16 protein-coding genes are annotated in these 16,150 nt (G+C 71.1%); 14 read left to right on the top strand and 2 right to left on the bottom strand.

Annotation, left to right across the window (positions count from 1 at the left end; genetic code table 11):
- The first annotated feature begins 259 nt into the window (after positions 1 to 259).
- The 7 genes from AB0383_RS12095 (at position 260) to folK (ending at position 6,868) form a co-directional block, all read left to right on the top strand.
- Positions 260 to 1,063 (top strand): ESX secretion-associated protein EspG, encoded by an 804-nt coding sequence (locus tag AB0383_RS12095; RefSeq protein WP_364170584.1) that lies wholly within the window; start codon positions 260 to 262, stop codon positions 1,061 to 1,063.
- Positions 1,064 to 1,160: 97 nt separating this feature from the next.
- Positions 1,161 to 1,985 carry an ESX secretion-associated protein EspG gene (locus AB0383_RS12100; RefSeq protein WP_364170586.1) on the top strand — a complete coding sequence of 275 codons (825 nt, stop codon included), beginning with the start codon at positions 1,161 to 1,163 and terminating at the stop codon, positions 1,983 to 1,985.
- Between the two features lie 200 nt (positions 1,986 to 2,185).
- The gene (gene ftsH / locus AB0383_RS12105) at positions 2,186 to 4,585 is read left to right on the top strand and encodes an ATP-dependent zinc metalloprotease FtsH (protein ID WP_366186871.1); all 2,400 of its coding nucleotides are present in this window, start codon (positions 2,186 to 2,188) and stop codon (positions 4,583 to 4,585) included.
- Positions 4,557 to 5,183 carry a GTP cyclohydrolase I FolE gene (folE, locus tag AB0383_RS12110; RefSeq protein ID WP_366186873.1) on the top strand — a complete coding sequence of 209 codons (627 nt, stop codon included), beginning with the start codon at positions 4,557 to 4,559 and terminating at the stop codon, positions 5,181 to 5,183. The genes ftsH and folE overlap by 29 nt, the downstream gene beginning before the upstream one ends.
- Positions 5,184 to 5,218: 35 nt before the next feature.
- A complete protein-coding gene (gene folP / locus AB0383_RS12115; RefSeq protein WP_366186943.1) occupies positions 5,219 to 6,025 on the top strand; it encodes a dihydropteroate synthase in 807 nt (268 codons plus the stop codon).
- Entirely contained in the window at positions 6,018 to 6,377 is a 360-nt protein-coding gene (gene folB / locus AB0383_RS12120; protein WP_220244809.1) for a dihydroneopterin aldolase, read from the top strand. Before folP ends, folB begins: the two co-directional genes overlap by 8 nt.
- Positions 6,374 to 6,868, top strand: a complete 495-nt coding sequence (gene folK, locus AB0383_RS12125; RefSeq protein WP_366186875.1) for a 2-amino-4-hydroxy-6-hydroxymethyldihydropteridine diphosphokinase — start codon at positions 6,374 to 6,376, stop codon at positions 6,866 to 6,868. The genes folB and folK overlap by 4 nt, the downstream gene beginning before the upstream one ends.
- A gap of 61 nt (positions 6,869 to 6,929) precedes the next feature.
- On the opposite strand, the gene AB0383_RS12130 is transcribed toward folK, so the two are convergent.
- Positions 6,930 to 7,865 carry a MerR family transcriptional regulator gene (locus tag AB0383_RS12130; RefSeq protein WP_366186877.1) on the bottom strand — a complete coding sequence of 312 codons (936 nt, stop codon included), beginning with the start codon at positions 7,863 to 7,865 and terminating at the stop codon, positions 6,930 to 6,932.
- A 61-nt stretch (positions 7,866 to 7,926) separates the two neighbouring features.
- Here AB0383_RS12130 and AB0383_RS12135 point away from each other — a divergent pair, with 61 nt between their 5' ends.
- From AB0383_RS12135 to AB0383_RS12165, 7 genes are all read left to right on the top strand, one after another.
- Positions 7,927 to 8,388: a DUF3180 domain-containing protein gene (locus tag AB0383_RS12135; RefSeq protein ID WP_364170606.1), complete on the top strand. Its 462-nt coding sequence runs from the start codon at positions 7,927 to 7,929 to the stop codon at positions 8,386 to 8,388.
- Positions 8,389 to 8,457: 69 nt separating this feature from the next.
- The gene (locus AB0383_RS12140) at positions 8,458 to 10,248 is read left to right on the top strand and encodes a DUF6779 domain-containing protein (protein ID WP_366186879.1); all 1,791 of its coding nucleotides are present in this window, start codon (positions 8,458 to 8,460) and stop codon (positions 10,246 to 10,248) included.
- A 589-nt stretch (positions 10,249 to 10,837) separates the two neighbouring features.
- Entirely contained in the window at positions 10,838 to 11,944 is a 1,107-nt protein-coding gene (locus AB0383_RS12145; protein WP_364170749.1) for a PrsW family intramembrane metalloprotease, read from the top strand.
- Between the two features lie 262 nt (positions 11,945 to 12,206).
- The gene (locus AB0383_RS12150; protein ID WP_364170611.1) at positions 12,207 to 13,109 is read left to right on the top strand and encodes a DUF2520 domain-containing protein; all 903 of its coding nucleotides are present in this window, start codon (positions 12,207 to 12,209) and stop codon (positions 13,107 to 13,109) included.
- The gene (gene panC, locus AB0383_RS12155; RefSeq protein WP_364170614.1) at positions 13,106 to 14,014 is read left to right on the top strand and encodes a pantoate--beta-alanine ligase; all 909 of its coding nucleotides are present in this window, start codon (positions 13,106 to 13,108) and stop codon (positions 14,012 to 14,014) included. The genes AB0383_RS12150 and panC overlap by 4 nt, the downstream gene beginning before the upstream one ends.
- Positions 14,015 to 14,026: 12 nt before the next feature.
- Positions 14,027 to 14,521: an aspartate 1-decarboxylase gene (gene panD, locus AB0383_RS12160; protein ID WP_364170617.1), complete on the top strand. Its 495-nt coding sequence runs from the start codon at positions 14,027 to 14,029 to the stop codon at positions 14,519 to 14,521.
- A gap of 61 nt (positions 14,522 to 14,582) precedes the next feature.
- On the top strand, positions 14,583 to 15,356 hold the full coding sequence (locus AB0383_RS12165; RefSeq protein WP_360603552.1) for a type III pantothenate kinase: 774 nt from the start codon (positions 14,583 to 14,585) through the stop codon (positions 15,354 to 15,356).
- Here AB0383_RS12165 and AB0383_RS12170 read toward each other — a convergent pair.
- Entirely contained in the window at positions 15,353 to 16,096 is a 744-nt protein-coding gene (locus tag AB0383_RS12170; protein WP_366186882.1) for an NAD(P)H-binding protein, read from the bottom strand. The genes AB0383_RS12165 and AB0383_RS12170 overlap by 4 nt on opposite strands.
- Positions 16,097 to 16,150 lie beyond the last annotated feature (54 nt).

The raw sequence follows: 16,150 nt of genomic DNA on the forward strand, positions 1-16,150 counted from the left end.
GGGGCGACCACCCCCTCCCCCCGCGGGGCGGGGCCGCCGGGCTCAGGGCTTTGGTGGTGTCTCCCCCCCACCCCGAAACCCATAGCGTCGGCAAACCCCCCCGGCGCGGCGGCGCGGAGCCCCCCGAGCCCCCCCCCACCCCCCCCCCCAGCACCCCCCCCCCGCGGGGGCGCCGGCAATACCCCCCCCCGCCCCCGCGTCTGTCTTGAACACAACGTCCTGAACACAAGGTGTGACACGGGGTTTGGGGGTTTGGTCGATGCCGAACGCGGAGCTGCTCACCCCGCTCGAGGTGGACTTCCTGTGGGAGTCGGCCGCGCTGGGTGAGTTGCCCTACCCGCTGCGGATCCGTTCGCACGGCGCCACCGTCGACGAGCGCGACGCACTGCGCGCGCGCACGCTCGGCGGCCTGGCCCAGCGGGATCTCGCCGACGGCCGCGGCCGGCCCGCGCCGCACGTCGAGGAGTACTTCGGCATCCTCGCCGCGCCCGACACGAGCCTCGACACGGTGCAGCTGCTCGACCCCAACGCCGAACCGCTGCTGGCCGTCGCCGGCCTCGTCGGCGAGCAGGGCCTGCTGGCCGTACAGGACCAGCGCGGCCTGCACCTGCAGCCGTGCCCGGCCGACGGCTTGGCCACTGCCATCGTCTCGCTCCTGCCGGGCGCCCCGCGCGGCACGGAGAAGTCGATCACGGTGCCGCTGGAGCAGCTCGTGGGCAGCTCCGGCGTCGACTTCATGCAGCGCCGCGGCAACCAGGTCGACGCCTCGGGCCGCGCGAGCGTGGACGAGGACCGCAAGGCACTGGCCCGTCTGCACGCCCAGCCCCGGCTGCGCGGCGGGCAGATCGGCGCCAACGCGCGCAACCGCCTCGGCGGGCGCAGCCGGTCGCCGGTGCTCAGCTGGTTCGACACCGAGACCGGCCGCTACTTCACGCAGGCCACCCGCGGCCACGACGGCCGTGACTGGATCACCATCGCGCCGGCCGACGCCGCGACCCTGCGGCACCGTCTCGGCGAGATGATGGCCGGCGCGGCGGGGCAGGAGAGCGCGGCGGCGTTCTGAGGAGCTGCTGGTAGTTCAGCACTTCAGGCCGTTCCTGCCCGGGCACGCTCGCGCTACGCTGAGCAAGAGATCGATCCTGGAGGGTGAGCACCACCGCATGCACCAAGAGTTCTTCTCGCCGTTGGCGTTCGACTTCCTCTGGGAGTCCGCCGGGCTCGGCGAGCTGCCCTACCCGCTGCGCGTGCGGTCGCACGGTGCCACGGAAGACGAGCGCGTATCGCTGCGGCACCGGGTCGATGTCGAGCTCAAGGCGCGGGGCGTCCGCGACGCGCGCGGCCGGCTCGAACCGCCCGTGGACGAGTGGCTGAACCTGCTCGCCCGCGCGCCGATCACGCTCGACGCGCTGCACATCCCCGAGTTCCAGGCCCACCCCGTCGCGCTGCTCGCCGCGGGCGACGGCCGGGCCGCCGGCGTGGTGGCCATCCAGGACGCCGACGGCATCTGGCTGCGCGAAACCCCTGCCGACGGCCTGGTCTCCACGATCGTCGACCTGCTGCCCGGCGGTCGCCGCGGCAGCGAGGCATCCATCACACTCCCGCTGGACGAGGCGTTGCACACACGCCCGATCCGTGTGCCCGTCGCGGCCGGCGGCCTCGGCGCGGCGGAGGAGAAGGGGCGGCGGGCGAAGCGCCAGTCGCTGAGCGAGCGCGCGACGGTCGACCCGCGCGAGACGTACGCGCTCATCTCCGGCCAGCCGCGGCTGCGCGGCGGTCAGCTGGCCGCGAACAGCCGTACCCAGCTCGGAGCCCGGCAGCGGTCCCGCGTGCTGGGCTGGTTCGACACCGCCACGGGCCGTTACCTCAGCCTGTCGCGAGCGGGATCCGACGGCCGCGAATGGGTGACGGTGGCGCCCGCGGACCCGATGACGTTGCGGACGCGACTCGGTGAGATGGTGGCTTCAGTGGCCGCCGACACACGCTAGGGTGACGCGAACCGGCACCATCCGGGAACCCTCGTGCTGTATTGCCCGTTGACCTGCGTGAGGCTCACAAGGGTCGATCGTCCGGACGGGCGGTACCCTGGTGGGGCTGGCCCGGGCACCACGGGTTGTCAAGATCGTGATGGCGGGTATCACAGGAGCCGCCCAACCAGGGAGGGTCGAGGCCGCAAGGGCCGAGTCGTATGAACCGGAAGAGCGTGCTCAGGAACCCACTGCTGTGGATCGTCGCAGGGTTGCTGGCGTTGTTCGCCTACAACACGATCTTCGACAGCGATCGTGGCTACACCCAGGCTCCGATCTCCGTGGCGAACCAGCAGATCAAAGCGGGCCACGTCAAGGAAGCCAGCATCGAGGACAAGGAACAGCAGGTCAAACTGTCCTTGACCCAGAAGATCGACGTCAACGGCACCCAGACCGACCAGATCGTCGCGCAGTACCCGGCGAACGCGGCCGTGAACATCTACAACGAACTGAACTCCGCGACCCTCAACAAGCAGCCGGTCAAGTTCGACACCAAGGTGACGCAGCAGAGCATCCTGACGCAGATCCTCATCTTCGCCATCCCGCTGGCCCTCGTGCTGGGCCTGCTGATGTGGATGATGAACAACGCGCAGGGCGGCGGCAACCGCGTCCTCAACTTCGGCAAGTCCAAGGCCAAGCAGTTGAACAAGGACATGCCGAAGACCACGTTCGGTGACGTGGCGGGCGCGGACGAAGCCGTCGAAGAGCTGTACGAGATCAAGGACTTCCTGCAGAACCCGGCGCGCTACCAGGCACTCGGAGCGAAGATCCCCAAGGGCGTGCTGCTCTACGGGCCGCCCGGTACCGGTAAGACGCTGCTCGCGCGAGCCGTCGCCGGTGAAGCGGGCGTGCCGTTCTACACGATCTCCGGCTCCGACTTCGTCGAGATGTTCGTCGGTGTGGGCGCCTCGCGCGTCCGCGACCTGTTCGAGCAGGCCAAGCAGAACGCGCCGTGCATCATCTTCGTCGACGAGATCGACGCGGTCGGCCGCCAGCGCGGTGCCGGCCTCGGCGGCGGGCACGACGAGCGCGAGCAGACGCTGAACCAGCTGCTCGTCGAGATGGACGGCTTCGACGCCCGCGGCGGCATCATCCTGATCGCGGCCACCAACCGGCCCGACATCCTCGACCCGGCGCTGCTGCGCCCGGGCCGGTTCGACCGCCAGATCCCCGTGTCGGCGCCGGACCTGCGCGGCCGCAAGGCGATCCTCGATGTGCACTCCAAGGGCAAGCCGATCGCGCAGGGCGTGGATCTGACCGGCCTCGCCAAGCGCACCGTCGGCATGTCGGGTGCAGACCTGGCCAACGTGCTGAACGAAGCCGCGTTGCTCACCGCCCGCAAGAACGGGCACGTGATCGGCGAAGTCGAGCTCGAAGAGTCGGTCGACCGTGTGGTCGGCGGGCCGGCGCGCAAAAGCCGGATCATCTCCGAGAAGGAGAAGAAGATCACGGCCTACCACGAGGGTGGGCACGCGCTCGCCGCGTGGGCGATGCCGGACATCGAGCCCGTGTACAAGCTCACGATTCTCCCGCGCGGACGCACCGGCGGCCACGCCCTGCTCGTGCCGGAGGACGACAAGCAGCTCATGACCCGGTCGGAGATGATCGGGCGCCTGGTGTTCGCGATGGGTGGCCGCACGGCGGAGGAGCTCGTGTTCCACGAGCCCACCACCGGTGCCTCCTCCGACATCGAGCAGGCCACGAAGATCGCCCGCTCCATGGTCACCGAGTACGGCATGAGCGCGCGGCTCGGCGCCGTGAAGTACGGCCAGGAGCAGGGCGACCCGTTCCTGGGCCGCTCCGCGGGCCGGCAGGCCGACTACTCGCTCGAGGTGGCGCACGAGATCGATGAGGAGGTGCGCAAGCTCATCGAGACGGCGCACACCGAGGCGTGGCACGTGCTCAACACCTACCGCGACGTGCTCGACAACCTGGTGCTGGAGCTGCTCGAGAAGGAGACGCTGCAGCGCAAGGACCTCGAGCGGATCTTCGCGACCGTCGAGAAGCGCCCGCACATCACCGTCTTCAACGAGTTCGGTGAACGCACCCCGTCGGACAAGCCGCCCATCAAGACCCCGGGCGAGCTGGCGATGGAGCGCGGCGAGCCGTGGCCCCCGCCGGAGAAGGCGAAGCCAGTCCTGCAGCCGGAGCCGACGCCCGTCGGCACCGCCGCGGGCGCGGGTGACCTCCCCGGTGGGCCGCCGTACGCACCGCCGACGCCGCCCGACCCGAACGCCAACCCGTACGCCCCGCCGCCCAACGGCGGCCGTCCGAACGGTGGGCCGAACGGCACCGGTCGCTGGCCCCAGTCGTATGGTGGTCAGCAGCCGGGCGGTCCGGCAGGCAGCTACTACCCGGGTGGCCCGAGCGGTACGCAGAGCGGTCCGCCCAACTACGGGGCGCCTCCGGGCTGGACCCCGGCGACGTCGCCGGGCAGCCAGCCTTGGCGCCCAGCCGAAGACCGTCCGCGTGAGCAGGGCTGGTTCGCCGACGGCGCGAACGGCCAGCAGCCGGACGAGGGGCAGCAGCGGCGTGACGTGGACGGACCAGACAAGCACTAGCAACGACGGCCTCCGCCCGGTCCCGGTCTTCGACCAGGACCGGGCGGAGCGCGCTATTCGGGAGCTCCTGCTGGCCTGCGGCGAGGACCCCGACCGCGACGGCCTGCGTGACACGCCGGCCCGCGTGGCCCGCGCGTACCGCGAGATGTTCGGCGGGTTGTACCTCGACCCGGACGAGGTGCTCGCGAAGACATTCGACGAGTCGCACGAGGAGCTCGTGCTCGTCACGGACATCCCGATGTATTCGAACTGTGAACACCACCTGCTGCCGTTCCACGGCGTCGCCCACGTCGGGTACATCCCGAACGCCAACGGCAAGGTCACCGGGCTGTCCAAGCTCGCCCGGCTCGTCGACCTCTACGCGAAGCGGCCACAGGTCCAGGAACGGCTGACGTCGCAGGTCGCCGACGCGCTGGATCGCAAGCTGGAGCCGCGCGGCGTCATCGTGGTGATGGAGGCCGAGCACCTCTGCATGTCGATGCGCGGCATCCGCAAGCCGGGTTCGCTGACGGTGACATCGGCGGTGCGGGGGCTGATGCGGACGTCGCCGACGTCGCGCGCGGAGGCGATCGAGCTGATCAAGGGGCGGCGCCCGTGATCTCGGGCCTGCCCCGGCCCGGGCGGTGCGCCGTGATGGGCGTGCTGAACGTGACGCCCGATTCGTTCTCCGACGGTGGCCGCTACCTCGACCTCGACCAGGCGCTGGAGCACGCGCGCGACATGTGGGCGCGGGGCGCGGACCTGATCGACGTCGGTGGCGAGTCGACGCGGCCGGGGGCGTTGCGCGTGGACGCGGAGACCGAGGCCGCGCGGGTGCTGCCGGTGATCCGGCAGCTGGCGTCCGAAGGTGTCGCGCTGTCCGTGGACACGACGCGTGCTTCCGTCGCGGAGGCAGCCGTCGAGGCGGGGGCGCGGGTGATCAACGACGTGTCCGGCGGGCTCGCCGACGCGAACATGGGGCGCGTCGCCGCGCAAAGCCGCGTGCCGTGGGTGCTGATGCACTGGCGGGGGCACAGCAAGGACATGACCAAGCTCGCGACATACACCGACGTCGTGGCCGAGGTGCGCAGCGAGCTCCAGTCCAGAGTGGACGATGCACTCGCCGCCGGTGTGGACGAAAGCGCGATCGTGCTCGACCCCGGGCTCGGGTTCGCGAAGCACGCCGAGCACGACTGGGCGCTGCTGCACGGCCTGGATTCAGTGCTGTCACTGGGTTTCCCGGTGCTCGTCGGAGCTTCGCGCAAACGGTTCCTCGGGCGGCTGCTGGCCGAAAAGGACGGTGAGCCGCGGCCGCCGGACGGGCGCGAGAACGCCACCGCCGCGATTTCCGCCCTGGCCGCCGCGGCCGGGGCGTGGGGAGTGCGCGTGCACGAGGTGGGCGCGTCGCTCGACGCGGTCGCCGTCGCGGCCGCGTGGCGGAAGGGGCGGGCCGATGGCTGATCGCATCACGTTGACGGGGCTGCGGGTGTTCGGCCGCCACGGCGTGTTCGAGCACGAGAAGCGCGACGGGCAGGAGTTCGTCGTCGACGTCACCGCGTGGCTGGACCTCGGACCGGCCGCCGCGTCCGACGACCTGACCAAAACGCTGCACTACGGCGAGCTCGCCGAGCTGGCCGCCGGGATCGTGGCGGGCGAGCCCTACGACCTCATCGAGAGCGTCGCGGGCAAGATCGCCGACGAGGTCATGCGCGACTCGCGGCTGAGCGCCGTCGAGGTCACGGTGCACAAGCCAGCGGCGCCGATCCCGCTGACGTTCGACGACGTCGCGGTCACCGTCCGGCGCGAGCGGTGAGCCGCGCCGTCCTCTCGCTCGGCTCGAACCTCGGCGACCGGCTGGCGTACTTGCGCATCGCGCTGGACATGGTCGGGCCGGCGCTGGTGGCCGTGTCGAGCGTGTACGAGACGAAGCCGTGGGGCGTCGAGGACCAGCCGGACTTCCTCAACGCCGTGTGCGTCGTCGACGACCCCGCGCGCGACCACTGGGCCTGGCTCGCGACGGCCCAGGCCGCGGAACAGGCGGCCGGGCGCGTCCGCGAGCTGCGCTGGGGCCCGCGGACCCTCGACGTCGACGTGGTGACCGTCGACGCCGTGACATCCGACGACCCGCGCCTGCTCTTGCCGCACCCGGGTACGCCGGACCGCGCGAGCGTGCTGATCCCGTGGCTGGAAATCGAGCCGGATGCGGTGTTGCCGGGCCACGGTCCCCTCGCGGATCTCCTGCGGGCTCGGCCGGAGGAAGACAAAGCGGGTGTCGTCCTCCGGCCGGACCTGCGGTTTCGGTGACTCGGCGCCGTTCGCCCGCCGTTCACCGATTCGGCGGTAACGCACTCACTCAGGCACGCACTCAGGTCCGCAGCGCCGCCAGCATGAAGCCGACCTCGGGCTGGGCGCTCGGGATCGGCGGCCAGCCGTTGATGATCGCCAGCAGCTGCCAGTAGCGCTCGGCCCGGGGATCGCCGCCGGAGGCGAACTTGTCGGCCAGGGCGCGGCGGAACGCGGGGTCTGCCGGGTCGTCGTCCGGGCCGGCCGAGGCGACGGCGATGGTTGTGGCCAAGGCGCGGCCCTCCGGTGAGTCCGCACCCAGACCCGCGTCGAGGGCGGCGCGGGCGTCGGCGGACCAGGCGAACCAGTTGTCCCGCTGGGCTTGCGTGACCTCGGTCGACGCGCCGGCGTCGCGGTCGGCCGCGTGGCGCTCGCTCATGCCGCGGATCAGGCGGCGGAACTCCGGGTCCTGCACGAGCTCGGCGAACTCCAGCCAGGCCTCCAGCTGCTCGGGCGACGGGTCGTCCGGCAGCTCGGGCTTGGCCGAACCCATGCGCTCGTAGAACTCGGGGTCCACGGCGAGGTCCTCGGTCATCTCGGCCCAGAACTCGTCGACGAGACGCTTGCGCTCTTCATCGGACATCTGTGCGAGGCGGTTCATCAGCTTCACTTCCTCCAGTTCGGAATCGCGTTTCGCCACCGCCCGCAGCACGGCCCGGCGCAGCCGGAGCCTGCGGATCTGCTCGTCGAGGGCCTCGACGTGGCGCACGGCCAGGTCGCGCACCGACGACTCGCGCTCGAGGGCGCGAGCGACGTCGGCGAGGCCGAGCCCCAGCTCACGCAGCGTCCGCACCAGCTCCAGTCGGGCGAGCGCGTGCCCGTCGTACAGCCGGTAGCCGGCGTCGGTGCGCTCCGTGGGCGGGAGCAGGCCCTCGTCGGAGTAGAAGCGGATGGTCTTGACCGGCAGTCCCGTCCGCCGGGACAGCTCGCCGATCGTGAAGACCGCGGTGGCACCCACACGACGCATGGTGGAGTCTCCAGTCACTGGAGGGTCAAGGCTTCTCGGTACGGTAGACCCCATGCACTTCACCCGGCCCCGTGAGCTGGTGGTGGCCGCGGTCCTCGGCCTGGTCCTGGTCTACGTCGTCTTCCAGCTCGCCTACGGTGACCTGCCCCGACTCCCGACGCTGGCAGGAGTGACGTTCGCAGTACTCGCCGTGATCGAGGCGATCATGGCTTACACGATCAGGTCGAGAATCAAGGCCGGACGGGTGACGGCCTCGATCGGCATCGCACGCTCAGTAGCGCTCGCGAAGGCGTCTTCGTTGGCCGGATCCTTCATGACAGGGGGTTGGCTGGCGGCGTTCGCGTACGTTTTTCCCCGACGTGACGAACTCGTCGCCAGCGTCTTCGACACCCGTGCCGCGGTGGTCGGTGTGGTGTGCTCCGCGATGCTCGTAGCTGCGGCTTTGTGGCTCGAGCACTCCTGCCGGACCCCTCCCGGCGACGAGCGCCAGGACAACCGTCCGACGACCGGTTAACGACCAGATCCTGCCGCTCGAAGTACCGACTAGGTCTCGTTCGGATCACTAGAAGGTACGGTGTCTGTCATGACCGGCGTGGGTGACGACTCGCGCGGCCGCCTTCTGGGCAGGCCGTGGCTCGTCGTCGGATTCGTCCTCGCCATCGGAGCCACTCTCGCACTGGTGCTCAGCGACGACCTCCGGTTCCTCCGGTTGGGAATCGTCGCAGCCCTGTGGGCCGCCTTGATCGGCGCCTTCCTCGCCGTGAGGTATCGCAAGCACGCGGCGCACAGCGAGGACGCGGTCGCCGAGGCGCAGGCGGTATACGAACTGGAACTGGAACGCGAGATCGCGGCTCGGCGTGAGTACGAGCTGGAGATCGAAGCCGAGACGAGGGAGACCGCGGAGGCCCAGTCGCGCGAAGAGCTCGACGCGCTGCGCGCCGAGGTGTCGGCGCTGCGCGAGAGCCTGCAGTCGCTGTTCGGTGGCGAGGTGCTGCTGGAACGCGTCGCGCTCACCGCGCAGGCCACGCGCATGCGCTCGCTCAACGACGACCAGCGGCTCGTGTCGGCCGGCTCGGAGTCGAAGAACGGCAACGGCAAGAAGCCCGCGCAGCTCATGGCGCCGAAGAATCCGGTGGTCGAGGTCGGCAACGACCGGCCCACCGAGCTGATGGACCGCGTGCTCGACACCCCCGGCACCGAACGGCGGCGCAAGCCCGCCAACGGTTCGGGCCAGCCGGGTCAGCACGGTCCGGGTCAGGGCCAGGGACCGAACGGCAAACCGCCCGCTGCGCTGAACACCCAGCGCACGCAGCAGCTCGCGCGGCCGAAACAGAACCGGCCGAAGCCGGCTCCGCAGCCGTCGTCCCAACCCGAGCCCGAGTCGGCCGCCGCGCGCGCCGTGAAGGCCGCCGAACTGCGTGCCGAAGCCGCGCGTCGCCAGGCCTCCGCGGCCGAGTCGCAGCCGACGCGCACCGTCGCGCCGGTCGCGAAGCCCGAGTCGCTCGAGGAAACGCGCCAGGTGCCGCGGGCCGAGGTTTCGCGTCCGGGCATGCGTCAGGTGGAGTCACCGGTGTCGCGCGCTGAGGTGTCGCGGCCGGACCTGCGTCGCGTCGAGCCACCGGTGTCGCGCGCCGAGGCGTCGCGGCCGGACCTGCGACGGGTCGAACCCCCGGTCTCGCACGCCGAGGTGTCCCGGCCCGACCTGCCCCGCGTGAGCCGCCAAGACCAGCCGACCGGCGAGTCCACGGGTGCGTGGAAGCCGGCGTGGGACGCGTCCGCCGACTTCGGTGAGCGCCGCCGCTCCTCCGGCGACACCCCGCCGAAGCCCCGCGAGGCCACCGCGTCACGCACCGACCTCCCGCCCGTGACGGAAACTCCGGAGCCCCCGCACGCGGAACCGGGCCAGCGCAAGCCTTCGCGTCTGGAGCAGTTCTCGCGCGCGGACCTGTCGCCCCTGGCCGACTCCGCCCCCTCGACGCGGCACGGGGCTCACTCGAACTCGGGCGACGAACCCGAGGAGCCGGTCAACCCGACCTTGCCGGAGTCGGTCCGCAGCACCGCCGCCAAGAGCTCCGGCGGTCGCCGCCGCCGCTCCGACGACGAGCCGGCCGAAACGCCCGGAAGCGGCCGCCGCCGTCGCCCGGACGGCGAGCCCCCCGCTTGGGAAGGCGTGGTCACCGAGCGGGCTTCGCAGAGCCGCCGCAACGTGCCCCCGGTGGAGGCCCCGGAGGAAACCCCCTCCCGCGGCCGCCGCTCCGCCGACGCCGCGCCGGCGAGCGGCTCTCACACGGCGGGCCGGTCGGTCACGGAACTCCTGGCCGCCAATGGCGCTGCGGAATCAGCGCCGCGGCGACGTCGTCGCGCAGAAGACTGAACCTCCCGGAAAGCCCCGGCCCATGATGATTGGGCCGGGGCTTTTCGCTGTGTATCAGCCTTCCGCAAGCCTCACGCCGCCGCGCGAAGCGCCGGCTCGCTCGCCCGATCGACTTGGGCGGTGGTGGCGACGTGGGCCGCGCAGTCTTCGGTGACGAGAGAAGCAGCACCGAAATCTCGGTCGCGCGGCGCCGCTGCGCCGGGAAGCGCGGCTGCTGTGGCCGGAGCCGGAGAGCGCGGTCGTCGGTTCGAGCCGGATTCGTCGCGGCGGGAGAGGCCAAACCTCGGCGGCGCACTGGCTTCGAACCCGAGGAGCCGCTCGCCGCAGCCGTGGCCGGCGCCGGTGAACACGAGTGGGGGCCGAGCCGGATCGGTGCTCGTGACCCCGCCTGTCGAAACAACCGGCCGCCGCGAGATGAGCGGCGACTCCCGCGCAGCCGTTGCCTATCCCGGAAAAACCGCGGCCTCGAAGAGCCACAGCCAGCACCACACACCTCACCCCCGTATGGTGACCGCTCGTGAACGGAACCCTCCCCACCACGAAGGGCTCAGCGGCGAGACCAGGTGCTCGTCTTCCGCGTCGGGTCACGGTGTTGTTGCCCGTGGTCGGGTTGATCGTCGTGGCGTTGTGTGGCCTGTTCCTGTTCGGGCTGGCCACGGCGCGCGTCGGCGTGGGGGCGGTGGCGATCGGGGTGCTGGCGGCGCTCGTGCCGGTCGCGGTGGTGGTCGCGGGGTTCCTGTGGGTGGACCGGTGGGAGCCGGAGCCCGCGAAGTTGCTGTTGCTGGCTTTCGCGTGGGGCGCGTGCATCGCGACGATCACCGCGCTGGTCATCAACAGTGGCGCCGAGGCCGTGGGCGACATCCTGCTCGGCAGTGGCAACGGCTCCAAGGTGAGCGCGCTCGTCTCCGCTCCGCTGGTGGAAGAAGCTGCGAAGGACGCCTTCGTGCTGCTCATCTTCTGGCGCCGCAGCGCGGAGTTCGACGGGGTGGTCGACGGGATCGTCTACGCGGGCTTCTCGGCGGCCGGCTTCGCGTTCACCGAGAACATCTACTACTTCGGCCGCGCGTTCGCCGAGTACGGCTTCGGCAACGGCGCCAACGCGGGCGTGCTCGCCGCGTTCTTCCTGCGCGGGGTGCTGTCGCCGTTCACACACCCGTTGTTCGCCGTGATGGCGGGCATCGGTTTCGGGGTGGCGGCACGCACGCGGCAGCGGTGGTTGCGGGTGGTCGCGCCGCTGGCCGGGTACCTCGCGGGCGTCTGCCTCCACGCGCTGTGGAACAGCGCCGCCACGCTCGGTGGCTCGAAGGCGTTCCTCACCGTGTACTTCCTGATCATGGTGCCGCTGTTCATCGGTGTGGTCTACGTGATCGTGCTGCAACGGCGGCGCGAACAACGCATCGTGGCCGCCGCGTTGCCGAAGATGGTGGCCGACCGGTGGATCGCGAAGTCGGAGGTCAGCCTGCTGGCGAGTCTTTCGGGGCGCCGTGCGTGGCGCAGACAGGCCAGACGCGAGTCCGGCAGAGCGGCGGCGCGGGCGGTCGGGCTGTACCAGGCGAGCGTGTCGGAGCTCGCGTTCCTGGGGCGCAACAGCATCCGCAGCGAAGAGGACCAGCAGCGTCAGGACGAGCTGCTGCGCACCCTCAAAACCGCTCGGGCCGACGCCGTGCGTCTCGCCACCGCGGGCGAGCCGCGATGATCGTCATCCCCCTCGCGGGGTAGCTCGATCGAGTCGAGAAACCCGTGCTCAGCGGGGGTGCGGCGGCCCTCCGCCACACAGATCCCCGAGGCGCGATTAAATTACCTCCGCGATTGAACGACCGGGTGAAGCTCGTCACCAGAGCTCCGCCATCCGGACGCGACGGGGCTACTCTCGCGCCGTCGTCTGGTACCCGCGCCGGAAGAGCGGGACTGGAACGAGCCAAGGAGTTTCGAGCCATGAGCGTCCACAGGCGCACGCCATGAACCGACCGGCCCGCCTCGCGGTGGGCGTGGTCTCGGCCGGCCGGGTGGGCAGCGTCCTCGGCGCCGCACTGGCCAGGGCCGGGCACACGGTGGTCGCCGCATCCGGCCTGTCGGCCGAGTCGCTGGCGCGGGCCGAACGCCTGCTACCCGACGTCCCCCTGCTGCCGCCCGACGAGGTCGTCCGCCGTGCCGACCTGGTGCTGCTCGCACTGCCCGACGACGCCCTCGAAGGCATGGTCCGCGGGCTCGTGGCGACGGAGTCGCTGCGGCCGGGCCAGATCGTCGTCCACACCTCCGGTGCCCACGGAGTCGACGTCCTGAAGCCCGCCGCGCAGGCCGGCGCGCTGGCGCTCGCGCTGCACCCCGTGCTCACGTTCACCGGCCGCGCCGAGGACCTCGAACGCCTCAGCACCGCCAGCATCGGCGTCACGGCGGCGCCCGACGACGAGGTGGCGTGGAACGTCGGCGAAGCGCTGGCCGTGGAGATGGGCACCGAGCCCGTGCGCATCCCCGAGGCCGCCCGCGCGCTCTACCACGCGGCGCTCTCGCACGGCGCCAACCACCTGATGACGCTCGTCGCGGACTGCACGGAGCTGCTGCGTGAAGCCGGAATCGGGCATTCGGAACGACTCGTCGCGCCACTGCTGTCGGCCGCATTGGATAATGTGCTGCGCCACGGCGACCGCGCCCTCACCGGCCCGGTGGCGCGTGGTGATCTCGGCACCGTCCGCAAGCACCTCACCGTGCTCGCGGACTCGGAGCCGGCGATCGCCCCGGCCTACCGGGCACTGGCCCGGCGCACGGCCGAGCGGTCCCGCGCCGCCGGCCTGCTCGACGCGGCGACCGCCGCCGAGCTGACCGACCTCCTCGACGACCCCGCCGAAGGGCAGACCCCGTGACCACACCGAAGTTCCAGCGCGCCACGCTCAACGCGTACCAGCCGCCCGAACACATCAGTCAGGTGAGCCGCGCGCTGCGCAGCGTCGGCCACAAGGTGGCGCTCGTGCCCACGATGGGCGCGTTGCACGCCGGCCACCGCGAGCTGATGCGCCGCGCGAAGCGCCTGCCGAACACGATCGTGGCCGCGTCGATCTTCGTGAACCCGCTGCAGTTCGGCGCGGGCGAGGATTTCGAGGCGTACCCGCGGCGCATGGAGGAGGACCTCGCGACGCTGGCCGAAGCCGGCGTCGAGCTGGCCTTCACGCCGAAGGCGAGCGACCTGTACACCGAGAACGCGATGGTCACCGTGCACCCCGGCCCGCTCGGCGACGAGCTGGAAGGCGCCGTGCGGCCCGGGCACTTCACCGGGGTGCTCACCGTCGTCGCGAAGCTGTTCAACCTGCTGCGCCCGGACTACGCGTTCTTCGGGGAGAAGGACTACCAGCAGCTGGTGCTGATCAAGAAAATGGTGGCCGACCTGAACATCGACACCCGCGTGATCGGGGTGCCGACGGTCCGCGAGCGCGACGGGCTCGCATTGTCTTCCCGCAACGTGTACCTCACGCCGGAGCAGCGGGAGGACGCCGTGGTGCTCTCCGCGGCATTGACCGCGGGGGCGCACGTCGGCCGCGACGGGACCGAAGCGGTGCTGGCGATGGCTCGCCGGACGCTCGCCGAGCGTCCGCAGGTGGAGGTGGACTACCTGGAGCTGAGGGGAACCGATCTCGGGCCGGCGCCCGTCGACGGTGAGGCACGGTTGTTGATCGCCGCCCGGGTGGGGAGCACCCGGCTGATCGACAACGTGGGAGTGCTGCTCGGACGGGCTGTGGACCATCCGAGTGTGGATCTGGACGCAGGGGAATAGGGAGAGTCCACGATGTACCGCACGATGCTGAAGTCGAAGATCCACCGGGCCACCGTGACGCAGGCGGATCTGCACTACGTGGGGTCGGTAACCGTCGACGAGGACCTGATGGAGGCCGCCGACCTCCTGCCGGGCGAACAGGTGTCCATTGTGGACGTCACGAACGGGGCCCGGCTCGAGACCTACGTGATCAAGGGCGAGCGCGGCAGCGGCGTGCTCGGCATCAACGGCGCCGCGGCGCACCTGGTGCACCCCGGTGACCTCGTCATCCTCATCTCCTACGGCCAGATGGACAGCGTGGAGGCGCTGAACTACAAGCCGCGGGTGATCTTCGTCGACGAGGACAACCAGATCGTCGAACGCGGCACCGACCCGGCCCACGCGCCGGAAGGGTCGGGGCTTCTGAGCGGCACCGTCACGCTGCCCGAGGAGGACACGATCGCCTTCCCCGTGGCCGAAACCGCGGACGCGCGCCGCCTCGACGCGTTGCTGCACGCGGAAAGCTAAGTCATAACTGTGATCCACTGAGTCGGCGGCGAAACCGGGGCCGCAGTAAAGGAAGTCCGCGTTGCTGCTCACCGTCGACGTCGGCAACACCAACATCGTCCTCGGCCTGTACGAGGGGCAGCGGCTCGTCGGCGACTGGCGCATGCGCACCGACGCGCGCATGACCGCCGACGAGCTCGCGCTCACCATGCGCGGCTTGCTCGGCCCGCACGCGGACGCGATCACCGGCATCAGCGCACTGTCCACAGTGCCCGCCGTGCTGCGCGAACTGCGGGTGATGCTCGGGCGTTACTACTCGCGGCTGCCGAAGATCGTGGTGGAGCCCGGCGTGCGCACGGGTGTGCCGCTGCTCGTGGACAACCCCAAGGAGGTGGGCGCCGACCGGCTCGTGAACACCCTCGCCGCCCACCACCTGCACGCCACCGCGTGCGTGGTGGTCGACTTCGGCACGTCCACGAACGTCGACGCCATCTCCGCCAAGGGCGAGTTCCTCGGCGGCGCGTTCGCCCCCGGCATCGACATCTCCGTGGACGCGCTCGCCGCCCGCGCGGCGGCGTTGCGCAAGGTGGAGCTCGTGCCGCCACGCTCGGTCATCGGCAAGAACACCGTGGAATGTCTGCAGTCCGGCATCCTCTACGGCTTCGCGGGCCAGGTCGACGGCCTCGTCAAGCGCATCGTGCGCGAGCTGCGCAGCGAGGAAACCGAGCCGGTCGCGGTGATCGCGACCGGCGGCCTCGCGCCGTTGGTGATCGGCGAATCGGAGACGATCAAGGAACACGTGCCCGATTTGACGTTGCTGGGCTTGCGGTTGGTTTATGAACGAAACGTGCGTTAGTCGCGCGCGAGGAATTCCTCCCAGGTGCGGGTCCCGGTTTCGGCGTCGAGGTTGAGGTTGTCGCCCGCGCGGTAGGCGCGGCCGGCCTTGCCCGGCAGCCGGACGGGCAGCTTGGGGCGGCGTTTTCCGTTGGTCCGTAAGTAATCCTCGACGAGTTCGCGCATGGTGTAGATCTTCGGGCCGGCCAGGTCGGGGACGCGGCCGGCGGGCGCGCCGAGGGTCAGTTCGGCGAGGCGAGCCGCGACGTCGTGGGCGTCCACCGGCTGGAACCGCATGCCGCCCGGCACGGGGACGACGGGCAGTTTCGCGGCGGCGCGCACGGCGTCGAGGCAGAAGCCGTGGAACTGGGCGGCGCGCAGGATCGTCCACGGCAGGCCCGAGGCGATCACGGTCTTCTCCGCCTCGAACTTGCGCGTGAAGTAACCCAGCGGCACGCGGTCGGCGGCGATCACCGAGATGAGCACGAAGTGGCCCACCCCTGCGCGTTCGGCGGCTTTCACCAGGTTCGCGGTGGCCACGTCGTCGCCCTTCGGGCCGCCGGCCAGGTGCAGCACCACGTCCACGCCGTCCACCGCGGCTTCCAGGCCATCGCCGCTGAGCAGGTCGCAGGCGAAGTACTCGATGCCGTCGGCGGGCTTGCGGGCGTGGCGGCTGAGCACGCGCAGCTTCGCGTCCCGCAGCTGCGGGGTGACGAGGCAGCCGAGCGTGCCGGTGCCGCCGGTGACGAGGATCGTGCTCATCGGGTTCCTCCGTTCCGGTCACGTGACCGGGATTGTCGGTGTCTACTTCGGTGA

Origin of the sequence: Amycolatopsis sp. NPDC051373 (genome assembly GCF_040689465.1) — a bacterium.
Lineage (GTDB): Bacteria > Actinomycetota > Actinomycetes > Mycobacteriales > Pseudonocardiaceae > Amycolatopsis.